Here is an 18,624-nt window from a genome sequence, read left to right on the forward strand (position 1 = left end):
TTTGGATTTTTCCTATATTTCCAGCGAAGTTTCCTCCCACAATTCAAACTTTTAGGGAATAAATATAGGACACTTAGTCTGGTTAATTCCAGTTTTTTGCCCGAAATGGCTGTTTCCCATCTCTAATTAATTGCCCGGTTTGGGGTCGATCTGCGCAGAATGGTATTTTAAAGTAAACCTAATTTTATGACAAATTTCTGTACTAAACTTAAATTCTTAGCCCTACTCTTTTTCCTGCTAGCGTGCTTTGGTTCGAAGTCCTACAGTCAGTTTAAACCGAACTTTTCCGAAGAAGTATACGCTGGAGACCTCTCGGGAGCCGTTGGATTTACGTTTGATAAAAACGGCGCAATGTATGCCTGGACAATCGATGGCCGGGTTATCCGGGTTGATCCGCAGACGAAAGCAAAATCGCAGCTCCTCGATATTTCGGGTGAAGTAGGCCGCTACGACGACTTTGGGCTGTTGAGTATGGTTCTGGATAATAACTTCCTGACAAACGGCCGGTTTTATCTCTATTACGTTATCAAGTATGCCTCGGTCAAATGGCAGGGCACCTACGCCCGGGTGACCCGTTACGAGGCCAATAAAGACGATGGTTTTAAATCCATCAAAGCGAATAGCCGTCAGATTCTGATTGGTGCGCCAGACCCGAATAATCCAAGTAAAGGGGTTCCGGGAGACTGTATTCCGCTGACATCCAGCTCCCACGCCGGAGGTGGTTTGTCGATGGGTGCTGATAACTCGCTGCTCGTTCCGACCGGCGACGGAGCCGCCCCGGCTTTCGATCAGGGATCTTACTCCGAAACTTACTACAGCCAATCCATCCAGAATGGCTTTATGACGGCGGCCGAGAACATCGGTAGCTACCGCTCTCAGGTCGACTTTTCCCTAAACGGTAAAGTCCTCCGCATCAACCCGGAGAATGGCGACGGTTTGCCCGGCAACCCGGACTACAATCCCAGTGCGCCCCGCTCAATCAAAAGCCGGATTTATGCTTCCGGTCTTCGTCAACCGTTCCGGTCGGGAATCCGGCCCAATACCGGAAGTTCCGATATCAATGCCGGTAACCCGGGTGCGCTGTACATAGGCGACGTTGGGTTTACGGACTGGGAAGAGATCAACGTGATCCGGAAAGGCGCCAACTACGGCTGGCCGTTTCAGGAAGGGATGGTGAATTCCACTCGTCCATATTCCAAAACCGAATACAAACCCGCCGGGGTCACGTTTGCCCGGCCGGCCATCTCCTGGCGTTCAGGACCGGGGCAGGTAAACCGCAACGAAACACTGACGAATATTAATACCACTCCGGCCAATGTTTTGCCAGGTTATTGCGCGATCGGTGGGAACTGGCATCCCGGTGGAGGAAATTACCCGGCCGAATACCAGAATGCCTATTATTTTGCGGATTTCAACGGGGGCTGGATTTCCAGAATAGCGTTCGATAGTGACAACCAGCCGCAGCCCGAAACCCTGACGAAAGTGATGGATGGCGGTAGCTCCTACCAGTACATCACCTGCGTTGCTTTTAACCCCGTCGACAAAAACATGTATTACCTGCGCTACCCCGAACCGGGCGGAGAGCGGGTACGGCGCATGATTTACAACGGCGCATCGGGAGGTAGCCCCCCGGTTGCGGTTATTTTGTCCGACAAAACCAATGGTGCCAGTCCGTTAACCGTGAAATTTACCGGAAATACTTCCTACGACCCGGACGGAAAAGCCCTGACGTACGCCTGGGATTTTGGTGACAATACCTCAAGCACAGCCGCGAACCCGGAACATACGTTCACCACCAACGCCACTTCGACGGTTTATACGGTTAAACTGACGGTGACGGATCCGGACGGAAAAACCAACCAGACGACGAAAGCCATTACCGTCAGTAGTGCCAATAACAATGCGCCGGTGATTGTCAGCACCAGCGTCGATGGGCTGACCCAGATGAACCTGGACGACATCCGGAATATCAATCTGTCGGCGGTTATCAATGACGAAACGCCCGCCAATCAACTCAGTTACAAATGGACGGTTTCGCTCTTTCACAATGACCACCAGCACGACGACTTTATCACGACCAGCCAAACCGCAACGGCTTCACTGCCACCGATCGGCTGCGACGGAACGCTGACGTTCTGGTACGGGGTGAAGCTGGAAGTAACCGATGCCGGTGGTTTGAAGACGGAAACCATCCGGTACATTTATCCCGATTGCCCCGGTACGGCCCAGACCATTACGCTCAACGACATTGCCGACCGGGCGCCGAATTCGGCAGCGTTCACCCCCGAAGCATCGGCCTCATCGGGTAAACCCGTTATCTTTTATGTCATTGAAGGACCGGCGGTTATTGCCGAAGGAAAAGTTTTCCTGACCGGACGCCTGGGCAGAGTAACCATTCGGGCGGCTCAACACGGTGGCGACGGATTTAAACCCGCCCGTCCGGTTGAAAAGTCGTTCAATGTCGTTTCGGATGCGGCCGACAAGCAGCCCCCAACGGCGCCAACGGCTCTCGCCCTCAGCAACATCACGCAAAACTCGATCAAATTAACCTGGACAGCCTCCACGGATAATTCCAGCGTGGCCAGTTATGAGGTTTATCGGAACAATACCAAAATTGCCGATGTCAATTCCGGGACCACTTACACGGCAACGGGTTTGAGCGCGAATACGGAATATTACTTCTTTATTCGGGCCGTTGACCCAACCGGCAACGTTTCGGCCAACAGTAATACCGCAACGGCGACAACCACCGGCGCCCCGCCCGCGAACGTTCCCCCTACCGCTCCGACGGTTTCAGGACTGACGGCAACGGCGAATACGAGTTTTTCAACGACCTTACCGGTTTTCACCGACGCCGATGGCGATGCGCTGACGTACACCTTGACGGGACTTCCCGGTACGTTGCAGTTCAATGCCGGCACGCGCGTGATCAGCGGTACTCCAACGCAGGTTGCTTCCTATAACCTGACTTATTCGGCCAACGATGGGAAGAATCCGGCGGTCAGTATGACGGTTACGTTAAACGTAAGTGCGAATGCTCCGACCAACGTTCCGCCTGCAGCCCCAACGATTTCGACCCTGACGGCGACGGCGAATACCAGTTTTTCAACGACCTTGCCGGTCTTTACCGACGCCGATGGCGATGCCCTGACGTACACCTTAACGGGACTTCCGGGTACGCTGCAGTTCAATGCCGGGACACGCGTGATCAGCGGGACACCGACGCAGGCGACTTCTTACAACCTGACCTATTCGGCCACCGACAACAAGAGTCCGGCGGTAAATCTCACCATCACCTTAACGGTGAATGCCGGCTCGGGCGTGGTGACGGGTAGTTTCGAAGGATACCTGGATCAGGTCAATTGCAACACGATCTCAGGCTGGGTTTTCAATTATGACAGCCCGAATGCACCGTATACCGTTGAATTCCTGGCGGCCCCCGGAGCAACCTCCCCCATCGAATCAGCAACCCCGATCGGTACGGTGGTGGCTAACGTTTTCCGGAACGATTTGCTGGTTGCGGGCAAAGGAAATGGCGTACACGGTTATGTATTTAACGTGCCAAATTCCATCAAAACCGGTCAAACGTACACCATTTGGGCCCGGGTTTTGAACTCGAACTATGTGCTCATCCGGGTTCCGTCAGATCAGTTTAAAACGCTGAACTGTCCGGGCACAGCCAATACTCCGCCAAGCGCTCCCGCAGCTCCTTCGTTGACGGCGACGGTCAATGCCGCGTATAGCGTTACGCTGCCTGCATTCACCGATACTGATCCGTTGACCTACACGCTGACGGGTTTACCCAATGGGCTGTCGTTTAATGCATCGACCCGGGTGATCAGCGGAACGCCAACGGCCACCGGTACTTCAACGCTGGTTTACTCGGCCAACGATGGAACCACGAAAACCGATCTGAACATTACCTTGACCGTTGGATCGGCCGCCAATCCAGCGCCCATCCCGCCCTCAGTATCACCCCTGGCGGCAACGGTTAGTGTAGCCTATAATGTAACGCTGCCTGTATTTACCGATGCCAACCCGTTAATATACACGCTGACGGGCTTGCCCAATGGCTTATCGTTCAATGCCTCGACCCGGGTCATTAGCGGAACGCCAACGCAATCAGGTACATTTACGCTGGTTTACTCGGCGAATGATGGGACGAGCAAAACCGATCTGAATGTCACTCTGACAGTGGCCCCCAGCGGAGCCAATCCCGCACCGGTGGCGCCAACGGCACCCGGTTTAACGGCAACGGTTAATGTCGCGTACAACGTTACGCTGCCCGCATTTACCGACAATGATCCGCTGACTTACACGCTGACGGGGCTGCCCAATGGCCTGTCGTTTAATGCCTCAACGCGCGTCATCAGTGGAACCCCAACTCAGGTGGGAACCTCAACACTGGTTTATTCGGCCAACGATGGGACCACGAAAACCGATCTGAACATCACCCTGTCGGTGGTGACAGGCGGCACGACGGCACCGGCCTCCAATTACGACGGCTATCTGGTCATTAATTGTACCACAATATCGGGCTGGGCCTGGGAGCGTGAGCAGGGCAACGCGGTGGTTACGGTGGAGTTGTTTGAAGGGCCTTCCATTGCCAATGGTACCCTCATTACCACCATTGCCGCCAACGTTTATAAACAACACCTGAAGGATGCCGGGAAAGGAAACGGGATTCACTGGTTCGACTTCCCCGTTCCGGAAAGCCTCAAGGATGGCCAGAATCACACCATCTGGGGACGCGTGCAGGGATCAGCCTTTATCCTGAAATTTACGGACGGCGCGCCCACATTCATCAACTGCCCCGGAAGCGGAACGCCCAATGCGGCTCCGGTTGCTCCGGCGGTTTCGCCCCTGTCGGCCACCATCAACGCCGGTTTCACTACCACTTCGCTGCCGGTCTTTACCGACGCCGAAAACGATCCGCTGACCTACACGCTGACGGGCCTGCCCGGCGGCATGTCGTTCAATGCGTCAACGCGCGAAATTTCGGGAACCCCGACGGCCAGTGGCACATTTACACTGACGTATTCAGCCACCGACAACAAGCATACGCCGGTTTCGACTACGCTGACATTGACGGTAAACACGGTGAACACACCACCGGCCAACGAAGCTCCGGTCGCTCCGGCGGTTTCGCCCCTGTCGGCCACCATCAACGTCGGTTTTCAGACGACTTCCCTGCTGGCGTTCACCGATGCCGAGAACGATCCTTTGACGTACACCTTGACGGGATTGCCCAGCGGCATGTCGTTTAACACCGCTACCCGCGAAATTTCGGGTACGCCCACGGTTAGTGGTAGTTTCACGCTGACCTATTCGGCCACGGACAACAAGCATTCGCCGGTTTCTGTGACGCTGGTCATGACGGTAAGCGGCTCGAGCGAGCCACCAGCCAATGCAGCTCCGGTCGCTCCGGCGGTTTCGCCCCTCTCGGCTACTATCAACGTTGGTTTCCAGACGGCTTCTTTGCCGGTCTTTACCGATGCGGAGAACGATCCGTTGACCTACACGCTGACGGGATTGCCCAATGGGATGTCGTTTAACGCCGGTACCCGTGAAATTTCCGGTATGCCCACCGCTAGTGGGACGTTTACGCTGACGTATTCGGCGACGGATAATAAACATTCACCGGTTTCCACGACACTGACACTGACGGTAAGCGGCTCGAGTGAACCACCGGTCAATACGCCACCCGTAAAACCAACGGCACCCGCTCTGACAGCTACGGTTAATGTAGCCTATAACGTAACGCTGCCCGCATTTACCGACACCGACCCGCTGACTTATACACTGACGGGATTACCGAATGGTCTGTCGTTTAATGCCTCTACCCGCGTCATCAGCGGAACACCGACTCAGCAAGGTACTTCGACGCTGACTTATTCAGCTTCCGATGGACCGAACAAAACCGATCTGAACATCACCCTGACGGTGGTCGCGGGCGGCACGACGGCACCAGCCGCTAACTTTGACGGCTACCTGGTCATTAACTGTACCACGCTATCGGGCTGGGCCTGGGAACGCGACAAGGGCAACTCGGTGGTTACGGTGGAACTGTTTGAAGGACCTTCCATTGCCAACGGAACCTTCATCACCGCCATTGCCGCCAACGTATATCAGCAACACCTGAAGGATGCCGGAAAAGGAAACGGAATTCACTGGTTCGACTTCCCCGTTCCGGAAAGCCTTAAGGATGGTCAGAACCACACCATCTGGGGGCGCGTTCAAGGCTCTGAATTTGTCCTGAAATTTACGGCAGATGCGGCCCGGTTCATCAATTGTACCGGAACCGGAACTCCGCCACCAACGAATGCGGCTCCGGTTGCTCCGGCAGTATCGCCCCTGTCGGCCACCATCAACGTCGGTTTCCAGACTACTTCACTGCCGGTCTTTACCGATGCTGAAAACGATCCGCTGACCTACACGCTGACGGGCCTGCCCAGCGGCATGTCGTTCAATGCGTCAACGCGCGAAATTTCGGGAACCCCGACAGCCAGTGGCGCATTTACACTGACCTATTCGGCGACGGACAACAAGCATACACCGGTTTCGACTTCCGTTACGCTGACGGTGAACACGGGAGGAGGAACACCACCGCCAACGAATGCGGCTCCGGTCGCTCCGGCGGTTTCGCCCCTGTCGGCAACGGTTAACGTCGCTTTTACCGCCAATGCTTTGCCGGTTTTCACCGATGCCGAGAACGATCCGTTGACCTACACGCTGACGGGCCTGCCCAACGGACTGTCGTTCAATGCGGGCACCCGGGTCATCAGCGGAACGCCAACGGCTACCGGTACTTCGACGCTGACCTATTCAGCAACGGACAACAAGCACTCACCGGTTTCAACCACCTTTACGCTGACCGTGAACACGGCCGGAACGTCGAACCCGACAACGGGTAGCAGCGGACCGGGCAATTACGAAGGCTATCTGGATGTGGTTGATTGTAACAATATTCAGGGCTGGATCTGGAATCGGGATAAACCCAACACGGTTGTTGCGCTGGAATTCCTGGACGGAAACACGGTTATTGGCAGCACCGATGCGGGTAATTTCCGCCAGGATTTGAAGGATGCGAACAAAGGAAATGGTGTACACGGCTACGCCTTCGCGGTTCCGGCTTCTCTCAAGGATGGTCAGCCTCACTCAATCAGCGGTCGGGTCCCGAACAGCACTTACATCCTGAAGTGGTCACCTAAAACACTCACCTGCCCCAACGGCGGTCGCGAGGGCGTTGCCAGTGCGGAACTGACGACGGATCTGTCGGTTAGTCCGAACCCGAGCAGTGGCCGGGTGGTGGTCAGCTTCCGGTTACCCGTTCAAAAAACCGCTAAATTGCAGGTGGTGGATGTGCTGGGCCGGGTGATGTGGCAACAGGATGTAGTCGGGACGGGTCAAACCCAACAAGAGAATGTCGATCTGAGCCAAAACGGAACCGGCCTTCACTTCGTACAGTTGAAAACCGCCGATCAGCAATTCATCAAACGGTTGTTGATCAATCGATAAAAGGTAGACTAACAAAACAGAAAAACCGCAGACGCCAAATCTGCGGTTTTTTTATGTATTCAGGATCGGTTTTCAGCCCTATTTAATGGACAACACCTTGAATTCGGTTCGCCGGTTGCGCTGATGTTCGGCTTCCGTACAATCGACGTCGTTGGCACAACCATTTAACAATAACGACTCGCCATAGCCCGCGGCCACCATCCGTTTGCGGCTGATCCCTTTGGAAGCCAGGTAACTCACGACCGAATTGGCCCGCTGCGCCGATAAATACCGGTTGTAAACCGCATCGCCCCGGCTGTCGGTGTGCGACCGAATCTCGACGGTCAACGAGGGGTATTTCTGCATCGTTGCCACCAGTTTATCCAGTTCGTGGGACGCATCCGACCGAATCGTCCATTTGTCCAGGTCGTAATAGATGTTGTCCAGTTGAACAATATCGCCAACCCGCAGCATGTTCAAATCGGCCGAAAGCACCTTTGTCGTTGACTTATGGCCTATTTTTTTAATTCGGCTCGTATTCGTTCCGTACCGTTCTTTCGAGGCACTGAGGGTATAATCACAGCCTTCGGTCAGCTCAAATTCGTACCGGCCGTCGGCACCGGTAATCAGTTGCCGAATGGCGCCGTCGCAGTCATTTTTCAAATTAATGGTTACTCCTTCAATCGGTTTCCGGTCTTTTTCGCTCCTGATCATTCCGCGAACCCGCGCCTTCTGTGAATCGACAATATCCCAGCCATCGTTGGCTAAAGCGGGCACGTATTGCACCGTATCCACAATTTTAGGCGGTTTATTAAGCGAAATTTCCAGCCGCGAAGGCGAATCGTCGGTCAAGGCATTGGTCGAAAAACCAACGGTATTGGTTACATAACCGTCTTTCGAAGCCCGGAAAATAAAGTCATTGTTGGATTCCAGGCACAGCTGCACCAGGCCATCTTTCCGGGTGAGAACGGTGCGGTTTTTCTTCTCTTCGCCCCGGGCCTTGATGTCAATCGATACGCTATCGACCGGCAGTTTCGTCAGCTCGTCGTAAAACCGCAACGTCAGATTCCGGCATCCATACAGCGAACTTTCCCGGACAAACCGGAAAATATCATCGTTTCCTTTCTGCCGGTTGGTACTAAAATAACCGCCTTTCCGGTTGCCGTCGGTAATCAACCCAAAATCATCCTGATCGGAATTGATCGGCGCATCGAGGTGTTCGACCGGTCCGGCCGATTGCCCGTTGACGAGTGGCGCGTAGTAAATATCCAGTCCGCCCAGCCCTTTCCGCCCATCGGACGCAAAATACAGATTGCCCCTTTCATCAATAAACGGAAACAGATCGTTGCCTTTCGTATTGATCTCCTTGCCCAGATTGACCGGTTTGCTCCATTTTCCGTTTTCATTGCGGGACACGTACAGATCCGTTCCGCCGACTCCGCCGGGCATATCGGAGGCAAAAAACAACAACTGATCGTCTTTGCTCAGCGCCGGATGACCAACTGAATAATCGTTGCTGTTGAACGGCAGTTCTTCAATATTGACCCAGGTCCCGTTTTGCTGAATGGCCTTGTAGAGTTTCAGGTTGGTAACGCCCTCCGTACTTTGGCGCACCCGCCGACCATCGTAATTGTTCCGCGTAAAAACCACTGTATAGCCATCGCTGAAAAAGGTAACCGGGCCTTCGTGGTAGCGGCTGTTGAGCGCGCGGCTAAACGGCTGAACGCCCTTCGAAAACCGCAATCCGTCCGAAATAGTAATCCCGCCTGCGTAACCCCCGATGGTACGGGAATCGTTGGCCGACGCCCGACTGTGCTGGGCGCTGGCCGCCCGCCGGTCTTTGCGGCTTCGGGACTGCACCGGTTTGGTTACCGTACCATCCGCCTTGATCAACTGACTGGTTTTCAGTTGTTGGCGATCCGGTACGTAAAACAGATCGAGGTAACTGCCCCCTCCCCCTTTGCCACTGGTTTCGAGTGTCGTACTTTTCTTGCCCGATACAAAAACCAGCCCGTCGCGGTAATACATCGGACTGAATTCGGCGTTCGATGTATTGAGCGAGAGCACTTCCAGCCGATAGCGGGTTGCGGTTTTCTTGCCGATCATTCCGGTTGCCGGGTCCAGAAACGGGCTTGATGCGGCTTCGGCGGTTTTGTCTTTCAGCTTGTTGTATTTCTCGTACATCAACTGCGACTCGCTGTATCTTCCGTTTCCAACCAGTGTCTGGGCGTAATGCAGGTAGCTTTCGATGTGAGGGCCGGTCAGTTCGGTCGTTGACGTCAAATCGCGGTACGTCAGTTCGGCTTTTTTCAGGTCACCGGTCAGTTGATACGAATGAGCCAGGTTTTCCTGAGCTGTAATTCGCTGATCAGCCGTCAGTTTTCCGGCCGGTTCGGTCAGCAATTGGGTATAAATCTCGATCGCCCGGCCGTACGCTTTCAGGGTATACTGGCGGTTTGCTTCCTGCAGAAGCGTATCGGATTGTGCCCAGCAGATGCCCGCAACCCAGAAAATAAGTGCGCAGGTAACCAACTGTCGATGCCAACGTTTCAAAATACAAGTGCCCATAATATAGATGTCCGGGGAAGGATGCGCCACCAGACCGGGTTCAGACGTTAATTCCGTGAAAATAAATCCGGTTACAAACTGTCATCAGCAACAGTGTGTACCTTTCAGATGCGGTCACTTTTAATCAAGAGACGATGTTTTGTTCTTAGATGCCCTAAACATTGTTACCTGATTTTGTACAAAATTTAATTTGTTTGATGAAGCAACTATAAATGCGCAATGTATATTTTTTCTGTGAATACTCTTCTGTCAAAATCGGTGACAAATCTACCGATACACAAATCATGCCAGCCAAATTGAGTCAGAATAAGGACAATAGACTTTAAATTGTTCAATTTAACACTGCACGCACATTTATCCTTACATTCGTTATACACTTTGATAACCTTTGCGATGGTCATTTTCATCAGACGCTGGCTATTTTTCCTCACGCTCCACGGTGGCATCGTTTGTGCGAACGGGCAACCGACAGGCTCCGTCCAGAAACTAGCAACGGGTCATTTACCCGTCGTCGCTGCGGAAGCGAACGGGAAACTACACCTGGTTTTTGGGCAGGACTCAACCATTTATTATACCACCACGACCGGTAAGGCAGCCTCTTTCGGCCAGCCGGTAGCGATAGCGGTTTTGCCAAACCTGGTAGCGGGTGCCAAACGAGGGCCGCAGGTAGCAGTCACCGAAAACTTTGTAGTCGTCACGGCGGTCAATAAGGCCGGGGATTTGTTTGCGTATTCGCTGGATCGGAAGAAAGGACGGTGGTCGCCCGCCGTGCGCATCAACGACGTGCCGCAAATCGCCAAAGAGGGGTTTCAGGGTGTAACCGGTGCGTCGAAAGGCATTTTTCACGCGGCCTGGCTGGATCTTCGCGCTGACAAAAAGAATAAAATTGTCGGCGCAACTTCCCGGGATGGCGGACGCACCTGGTCGGCGAATCAGGTGATCTACCGCTCGCCCGACGGCACGGTTTGCGAATGCTGCCGGGTTTCCATCGTCGCCGACCATAACGACGTCTATGTTCAGTTCCGCAACTGGCTCGACGGTTCCCGAAATTTGTACCTGGCTCACTCGGTCGACGGCGGAAAAACGTATCAATCCGCCCAGAAACTCGGCACCGGAACCTGGAAGTTAAACGCCTGCCCGATGGACGGCGGTGCCGTTGTGATTTCAAAAACCGGTCAGCCCCTCACGGCCTGGCGACGCGAAAACACCCTCTACACCTGCGTACCGGGCGAGCCGGAGCAGGCTGTCTCGGCGGGCCGGAATGTCACACTGGCTCCTGGCCCGAATGGCCCACTGCTAGCCTGGGACGAAGGCGGCACGGTCTGGGTTAAATCCGGAAGCCAATCGCCGGTTTCAATTGGCAAGGGTCAGATGCCCAGCATTGCCGTGGCCGGAAAAACCGCCTGGTGCGTCTGGGAGCTGGACGGGCAGGTCATGGCGGAGCGGGTTACGCTGTAGACCAATCTGCTGAGTAGCCTTTGTTGATTAGAAAAACTTTTAGAAGCGGTTTGATTTCTTTTCAAGTTCTGGAGGAACGTCATCTTTGTAGAGAGCGATTTACCTCATTACCTCAGACGTTCGAGTTCCGTAGGAACAGTATCTTTATTATAAAGCTGCTGACGAATAAGATGCCGCCCCTATGGAACTCTGCTCTTTTGCACCGCACCCTTACTTAACTACAAAGATTTCGTCCCGATTGGACGTAACTGTCTCTTAAAACCTATATACAAGTGAAAGGAAATCAGGGTTTGCACTTGCAATAATACATCCCAATAAAATAAGCCATTTCGCCCGCCAACAGAATAAAAAAGCAGATCGCCATTACCAATATAGCAATCGTCTTCATATCGAACTCTTCAGTAGTTAAGTTGCGTTTGATTCGATCGTATATAGCCATAATAATAGACTCTTATGATTTAACTCCTCAGCCTTACAGCATCGGTAATCGGAGCAGATGAGGAAATACAATGTTTATAAACCATTTAGACGCTTTCCGTCATAAAAAGTAACACTACTTTCTGAATCGAACTAAGCAAAATTCGGCTTCAAAAAAGATTCAGAGTGAAATAAATTCTCAATACAAAAAAGCCGCCGTGCTCCTCAGAGCACGGCGGCTTTTTCATTAAAAAACTGGCTCACTGCAAGGTCGCTACGGCTTTGATCCGGTTGTAATACAAGGTCGTCAGACCTTCAAAACCGGAGTCCGTGCCGACAATTAGCCACAGTTCGCCCGCATCATTGGTTTTCACCGAAATCGGCTGCGGATTGCTGCGCTGGATGAGTTTATACTGCGTCACATCATCACCGGCGCCGATATTACCCAACACCGGCACGGCCGCACTTCCTTCCATCTGATTGCCTTTGTCGATGTTAAACCGGTAATCGTCGCCTTCCTTTACCTTCTTCGGTTCGATGGCCGAAACCCCGGCTTTCAGATACACACTACCGCCCGGCGAACCGCCAATTCCGATGCTGTTAGTCCCGTATTGGGAGGCCAGCTCAACCTCAAACTGAACCTGATAAGTCTGGTTCGGCAATAAACCCGTTACTTTCTTTTTTAAAAACATGAACAGGTCATCGCTCCGGTTGTGGCCCGAAATCATAAACGATTTTTTGGACGAATCCAAGGGAGCCGGTAACGCTTTCAGACCCGACTGGAATTCGATAATGTTTTCCTGAGCCACTGAATAATCGGTTACCTCGGCGCTCCAGCCATCGGTATTGGCCTTAAAATCGGAATTCGTCAATGCTACTGGTCCTTCAGGCGCTACTCCATCATGTTGACAGGCTGCGCTAATGACTACTAACAGAGCCGCAACCGCCCATTTTACTTGCTTCATGGTTGTATTTTTTCGTTAAACTAATCGGAGCATCATAGCCACCGATTAAATGACCCCCGCCATTGAAGCACCGTTGGAAAACCGCTTATTTTTCGTCCGACTTTTTCGCCACCGCCGAGCCATTTGACAGGGAATCAGCCAGTTTTACCAGCCGGATAAATTCACCCCGATAGCCTTCCGGATCACGGCCCAGCGCCTGCTTCGCCAGCGTTATTACCTGTTTGTAGTTCGCATTGCCTTTGAATTCCGAGTCGCGGAGCAACAGGCCGAATTCGGCGACCGAAGCCGAAAACCGTAAATCGGCGGAAGTGTTGTCCCATTTTTGGGTCTGATAATTCACCACGTGCTTCATCAACTGACTGGTTTCGCTATCCGGTTTTTTGTAGCAGATTTTCAGTGTCAATAATTCTGTTTCGTTGCCGGTTGGAATAGCCTGCCGCTGGTATTTCAGCGAGTCGACTTTCTTCAGATAAGCGCTTTCCGAGCCTGCCGGAATGATTTCGTACAAAGCTGTAACCGTGTGCCCTGACCCCATTTCACCAGCATCTTTCTTGTCGTCGTGAAAATCTTCGTTGTTCAGCATCCGGTTTTCGTAGCCAATCAGCCGGTATCCTTTCACCCGCGCCGGGTTAAATTCCAGTTGCAGTTTCACGTCTTTCGCGACCGTAAACAGCGTTCCGCCGAATTCTTTCCCGAACACTTTCTGGGCTTCCTGCAAATTGTCAATGTAGGCGTAATTGCCGTTTCCTTTGTCCGATAATGTCTCAAGTTTGTTGTCTTTATAATTGCCCATTCCGAAACCGAGCACGCTCAGGAAAACGCCCGATTTGCGTTTTTCCTCCACCAGCCGCTGCATGTCGCCGTCGCTCGAGGCTCCCACGTTGAAATCGCCGTCGGTGGCCAGAATGACGCGGTTGTTGCCGTCTTTGCGGAAGTTTTCCTGCGCTACTTTGTACGCCAGCAAAATGCCTTCGCCCCCCGCCGTGGAACCACCGGCCGACAACTGACTGATCGCGTCCTTGATTTTTTGCGGTTCGTTGCCCGGCGTCGAAGGCAACACCAGACCGGCCGCACCCGCGTACACCACAATCGCTACGTGGTCCTGCGGGCGGAGTTGATCCACCAGCAAACCCAGGGCGGTTTTCACGAGCGGTAATTTATTATCGGCTTCCATCGAGCCCGAGACGTCGATCAGAAAAACCAGGTTCGACGCGGGCAGGTTGCCGGTCGGAATGCTTTTGGCCTGTAAACCAATGCGAAGCAATTGCAGACCCGGATTCCAGGGCGATTCCGACAACTCGGTTTTCACGGCAACGGGATCATTTCCGGTTGGCTGCGGATCGTCATATTCAAAGTAATTCACCATTTCCTCGATCCGAACGGCATCTTGCGGGGGTAAATTCCCATTATTCAAAAACCGTCGGATGTTGCCGTAAGCCGCCCGGTCGACATCGACCGAAAAGGTCGTAACCGGTTGTTGTTGCGCATTCTTGAAACCGTTTTCCTCGACTTTGGTATAATCTTCGGTATTCGGCCGGGGCATAGAAATTCGTTGGAAAGTAGGCATCGCTACGGCTCTCCGGCCCGGATACATCGCCCCGACTGTGCCCGACATACTCTGCTTCGACGGCATTCCGTAGCCGACCACAATGGTTTCTTCCAAAGCCCGGGTATCGGCCTTTAGTTTGACATCGACCACGGTTTGGGTCGTCACTTTTACTTCGGCGCTCAGAAAACCGATCGAATTGAAAAGGAGCGTTTGTGGTCCGTCGGGAATCGCAAGGGTGTAGCGCCCGTCGGCGTTCGTGGTGGTGTTGGCCAACGCACCTTTAAATCCAACGTAAACACCCGGCAGCGGCTGGTTGGAACTGGCGTCGGTAACGCGGCCCGTGATGGTGCGATTGGTCCGAATCGTCGATACGAATAAGAGTCCAAGAATCAGAATTGAAAAAATTGTGCGCATGGCTGTATGGAATTGAGGAGTCTTTTTTCTCCTATTGATGCAGCCGTGTTTCGAATTCCATACGGCACCGAAACTTTTTTTTGTAAGTTGCGGGGAAGCCGTTTCAACCGTATGTTTTTTAAGCGATTCCGAAAACCCAAACCCGTTACCGACGCCGAATATATCTCGGAGTATAAAGCTACGGGTGATCTGGAATGGCTCAGTGCGTTGTATGAGCGGTACATGGATCTGGTGTATGCGGTTTGTTTCAAGTACTTGCGCGACGAAGAAGAAAGCAAAGACGCAGTGATGCAGCTGTTCGAACAACTGATTACGGATCTGCGGAAATACGAAATTCAGCATTTTAAAAGCTGGCTCCACTCCACCGCCCGCAATTATTGCCTGATGCAGTTGCGGCAGCGAAAAACCGTCGCGGGCGAATGGAATGACGAGGCCGAGGTGATTGAAATGCCGCTGACGGTCTGGCCGGAAACCGACGGGCTGGATCTGGAAACGAAGCTGAATCAGCTAGACGATTGCCTGAAAAACTTATCGGAGGAACAACGCACCAGTATTTCGCTGTTTTACCTGAACCAGAAAACCTACGCCGACATTGCCGAACTGACGGGCTACGATCTGAAAAACGTCAAAAGTCATCTGCAAAACGGCCGACGCAATTTGAAAATCTGCATGGACAAAAACCGTGAATGACCCGAATCGACATAACGACCACCTGACCACCGAGGACCTGCGCAGGTACAGCGACAAGGCGCTTTCCGCTGCCGAACAGCACCGGGTGGAACGACTGCTGCTGGAAAATCCGCTCTACGCCGAAGCGTTGGAAGGTCTGGAAGCCAGTGGGCAGAAAACCGGCGAGCTGAACCGGGTTTCGGAAGAACTGCGCGAGCGGTTGCAAAACCGGGTTGCCGACAAAAAAGTGAAGCGTTTGCCCATCTGGATTCCGGCGGCCGCGGCTTCGGTCGTGCTGGTATTGAGTATTGGCTGGTACATAAGCCTGCAAAAAAAGTCGGAGCCGGAGGGCATGACTAGTGCGCCCGCACCCCGGATTTCGGCGCAGAAAGATGCGGTTTTGCCCGAAAAACCAGCTGATGATCAGGCCGTTGAAGAAGGATTCCCAACTCCGTCGGCGAAACCTCAACCTCCGCTGCTGGCCCGAAAGACCGAGCCCGTTCCGCCCAACGAAATAACCGCTCCGGCCAATGACAGTCTGATTCTACCCAAAGATAATCTGCTGGCGGATTCACCGGCTCCGGCGGCATCCCGTCCGCAGTCTTTTGCCGCTCCGGGAAGTGCGGTGCGGATAACCGAGCGTGCCGATGTGCCCGTAAGCGGGCAGGTTTTTGATGAAGAAAAACACCCCCTGCCGGGTGTTTTGGTACGAGCCAAAAATAGTAACCAGCAAGCCGTTACCGATCCATCGGGTCGTTTTCAATTGAGTCAGGTTCGAAAAACCGATACGCTGCAACTCGTTTCCATCGGGTATGTCCAACAGGAAATTCTGGCCGGTCATTCACATACCGATTCGATTCAGCTCAAACCCGATACGCAGGCATTATCCGAAGTTATTGTCATGGGGTATGGTGCTCAGGCGAAGAAATCCGCACCGGGCAGTCGGGCAAGAATGGCACCGGCAAAAACCGCATCCACGGAAACTCCCTCCGCCCCAGCTAACTTTAAAACCTACCTGAACGAAAACCGGCGGATGCCCGCTGAAGCGAAAGAGAAAGGGATTTCCGGCACCGTCCGCGTCCGGTTTCTGGTGGCGCCCGATGGCTCGGTCAGTCAGTTTTCCATTGTCAAATCGCTGGGTTACGGCTGCGACGAAGAAGCCATTCGGTTGATTCGCGAGGGCCCGCGCTGGAAACCGATCAGCCGAAATGGCCAGCCCGTTGCGCAGTTTGTCGAACAGGATATTGTGTTTTAAAGCGAGTAAAATCAGAACGAATGTTTCAATCCAACGATAAAGTAAAGGCCGTACTGAAAGCCAGTTATGGCAAACCCAAATCAGAGTCTTTCGATTTTTCCAGGATTGAGCAATTCTTCGCAAACCGCGCCCCTGAAAGCACCGATCACGTTATTTCCGACAAAACCTACCAGGATCTGGATTTTGACGAAGTGTTCATGTTTGCCGACCGGACGATTTCCCGCGTAGGTCAACACTATTTATATGCCCGGCTGCGAACCATTGATTTTAGAGAAGCCAAAACCCGGTTTCTGGAAAAAATAACCACGGCCTTTTCGGACGATGCCAGCCTTCGGGAGGAGGTCGGTGTTTCCCTTTCCAGTCTTTCGCACCAGAACGCCTATTATATCCCTTCCCTCTTTTTAAAACCGCATCAGGAACCGCCCCACTGGTTTTGGGTCATGAAGCTCCTGCCCGTTCTTAGTCTGTTTATTCTCATCCTGCTCCCCTTTTATCCACCCGTTTTTTTGGGGCTACTAGGGGTTTTGATGATCAATTACAGCATTCACTACTGGAATAAGAATAACCTGTTTCAATACATTGCCTCTTTTCCCCAACTGCTTCGATTGAACCAGGTTGCGAAAGAACTGCTCAAACACGAACCGCTCAAACCGGAAACCGACGATCTGAATCGGTCCGTCGCTGTTCTCGACGAAGTGGCCTCCTCGATGTCTTTTTTCAAGCTGGAATCCAGGCTACAAAGTGAAGTGGGCATGGTGCTGGAAGTGATCACGGAGCTTCTGAAGGCTTTATTTCTCATCGAACCTTTGGTGCTTTTTCACGTCCTGAAGCAGTTAAATTCCAAACGGGCGGATATTGACCGGGTTTTTCAGTACGTTGGCCTGATCGACACGGCCATGTCAATTAGCTCCCTGCGGGCGGGTTTAGCCACTTATTGTCAGCCCCAATTCAGTAAAGGTCAAAAGAAACTGATCATGCGCGATGTTTACCATCCGCTCATTCCCAATCCAGTTACCAACTCACTAACGCTGGTCGATAAATCGGTTCTATTGACCGGTTCGAATATGTCGGGAAAAACCACATTTATCCGCACCATCGGGATCAACGTCATCCTTGCCCAGACCCTGAATACCTGTCTGGCAACCGAGTTCACAATGCCCCTTCTGCGCGTTTTTTCAACGATTCGGGTGACGGATGATTTATTGAACGAGAAAAGTTATTATCTGGAAGAAGTTCAGTTGATTAAAGGCATGATTGACGAATCCCGGTCCGAAATTCAAACCCTTTTTTTACTGGATGAACTCTTCAAAGGGACCAATACCGTGGAGCGGATCGCGGCCGGAAAGGCCGTACTTGCTTACCTGAACAAAGGCCCGCACCTGGTTTTTGTCTCGACGCATGACGTGGAACTGACCGGCTACTTAAAAGACACATACGATTTATATCATTTCACCGAAATCGTGGAAGACGACAAAATTGTGTTCGATTACAAACTCAAGCAAGGTGATCTGAAAACCAGAAATGCCATTCGCATCCTCGAATTAAACGGCTATCCACCGGATGTGATTCGGGAGGCCAGCGAATTATCCGAACAAATAAGCCGGGCGAAAAGCTGAAAAACCAGTGCGTTCCGTCTGGAATAGTCGTTCCTATTTTTATCTGTGAGGGCAAAAAAATTGTATTTTAAAAACCCAAACACCTGTCAGGTCTTAAAGACCTGACAGGTGTTTTTCCAATTTGACTGTTTTATAAGGCTTCGCGGTTTTGGTGAAACCGTTATATTTGCGCCTTTTAACGCATTAAAAAACATTTAACGACAATCGCAGTTGTAG

The 18,624-nt window shown here is 52.5% G+C and carries 8 protein-coding genes; 5 read left to right on the top strand and 3 right to left on the bottom strand.

Translation table 11 applies throughout. The features are described 5' to 3' along the window. Positions 1-186: 186 nt before the first annotated feature. A complete protein-coding gene (locus GJJ30_RS19105) occupies positions 187-7,518 on the top strand; it encodes a putative Ig domain-containing protein (RefSeq protein WP_154176781.1) in 7,332 nt (2,443 codons plus the stop codon). 78 nt (positions 7,519-7,596) lie between these two features. On the opposite strand, the gene GJJ30_RS19110 is transcribed toward GJJ30_RS19105, so the two are convergent. Further along, positions 7,597-10,065, bottom strand: coding sequence for an OmpA family protein (locus tag GJJ30_RS19110; RefSeq protein WP_154176782.1), 2,469 nt, complete (start codon positions 10,063-10,065; stop codon positions 7,597-7,599). Positions 10,066-10,458: 393 nt separating this feature from the next. On the opposite strand from GJJ30_RS19110, the gene GJJ30_RS19115 reads away from it, so the two are divergent. After that, on the top strand, positions 10,459-11,523 hold the full coding sequence (locus tag GJJ30_RS19115) for an exo-alpha-sialidase (protein ID WP_229313248.1): 1,065 nt from the start codon (positions 10,459-10,461) through the stop codon (positions 11,521-11,523). A 677-nt stretch (positions 11,524-12,200) separates the two neighbouring features. Here GJJ30_RS19115 and GJJ30_RS19120 read toward each other — a convergent pair. After that, positions 12,201-12,905, bottom strand: coding sequence for a hypothetical protein (locus tag GJJ30_RS19120; protein ID WP_154176783.1), 705 nt, complete (start codon positions 12,903-12,905; stop codon positions 12,201-12,203). A gap of 85 nt (positions 12,906-12,990) precedes the next feature. After that, positions 12,991-14,868: a vWA domain-containing protein gene (locus GJJ30_RS19125; protein ID WP_154176784.1), complete on the bottom strand. Its 1,878-nt coding sequence runs from the start codon at positions 14,866-14,868 to the stop codon at positions 12,991-12,993. Between the two features lie 111 nt (positions 14,869-14,979). On the opposite strand from GJJ30_RS19125, the gene GJJ30_RS19130 reads away from it, so the two are divergent. Genes GJJ30_RS19130 through GJJ30_RS19140 form a run of 3 tightly spaced genes read left to right on the top strand, consistent with a single transcriptional unit; the run spans position 14,980 to position 18,408 of the window. Next, positions 14,980-15,558: an RNA polymerase sigma factor gene (locus tag GJJ30_RS19130; RefSeq protein ID WP_154176785.1), complete on the top strand. Its 579-nt coding sequence runs from the start codon at positions 14,980-14,982 to the stop codon at positions 15,556-15,558. Beyond that, entirely contained in the window at positions 15,551-16,792 is a 1,242-nt protein-coding gene (locus tag GJJ30_RS19135; RefSeq protein ID WP_154176786.1) for an energy transducer TonB, read from the top strand. The genes GJJ30_RS19130 and GJJ30_RS19135 overlap by 8 nt, the downstream gene beginning before the upstream one ends. A 20-nt stretch (positions 16,793-16,812) precedes the next feature. Continuing rightward, positions 16,813-18,408, top strand: coding sequence for a MutS-related protein (locus GJJ30_RS19140; protein WP_154176787.1), 1,596 nt, complete (start codon positions 16,813-16,815; stop codon positions 18,406-18,408). Positions 18,409-18,624: the final 216 nt, after the last annotated feature.

Origin of the sequence: Larkinella terrae (assembly GCF_009668025.1) — a bacterium.
GTDB lineage: Bacteria > Bacteroidota > Bacteroidia > Cytophagales > Spirosomataceae > Larkinella > Larkinella terrae.

Coding starts and splice junctions, on each gene's coding strand:
- GJJ30_RS19105 (WP_154176781.1), top strand. CDS start 187: ATGACAAATTTCTGTACTAAACTTAAATTCTTAGCCCTACTCTTTTTC.
- GJJ30_RS19110 (WP_154176782.1), bottom strand. CDS start 10,065: ATGGGCACTTGTATTTTGAAACGTTGGCATCGACAGTTGGTTACCTGC.
- GJJ30_RS19115 (WP_229313248.1), top strand. CDS start 10,459: ATGGTCATTTTCATCAGACGCTGGCTATTTTTCCTCACGCTCCACGGT.
- GJJ30_RS19120 (WP_154176783.1), bottom strand. CDS start 12,905: ATGAAGCAAGTAAAATGGGCGGTTGCGGCTCTGTTAGTAGTCATTAGC.
- GJJ30_RS19125 (WP_154176784.1), bottom strand. CDS start 14,868: ATGCGCACAATTTTTTCAATTCTGATTCTTGGACTCTTATTCGTATCG.
- GJJ30_RS19130 (WP_154176785.1), top strand. CDS start 14,980: ATGTTTTTTAAGCGATTCCGAAAACCCAAACCCGTTACCGACGCCGAA.
- GJJ30_RS19140 (WP_154176787.1), top strand. CDS start 16,813: ATGTTTCAATCCAACGATAAAGTAAAGGCCGTACTGAAAGCCAGTTAT.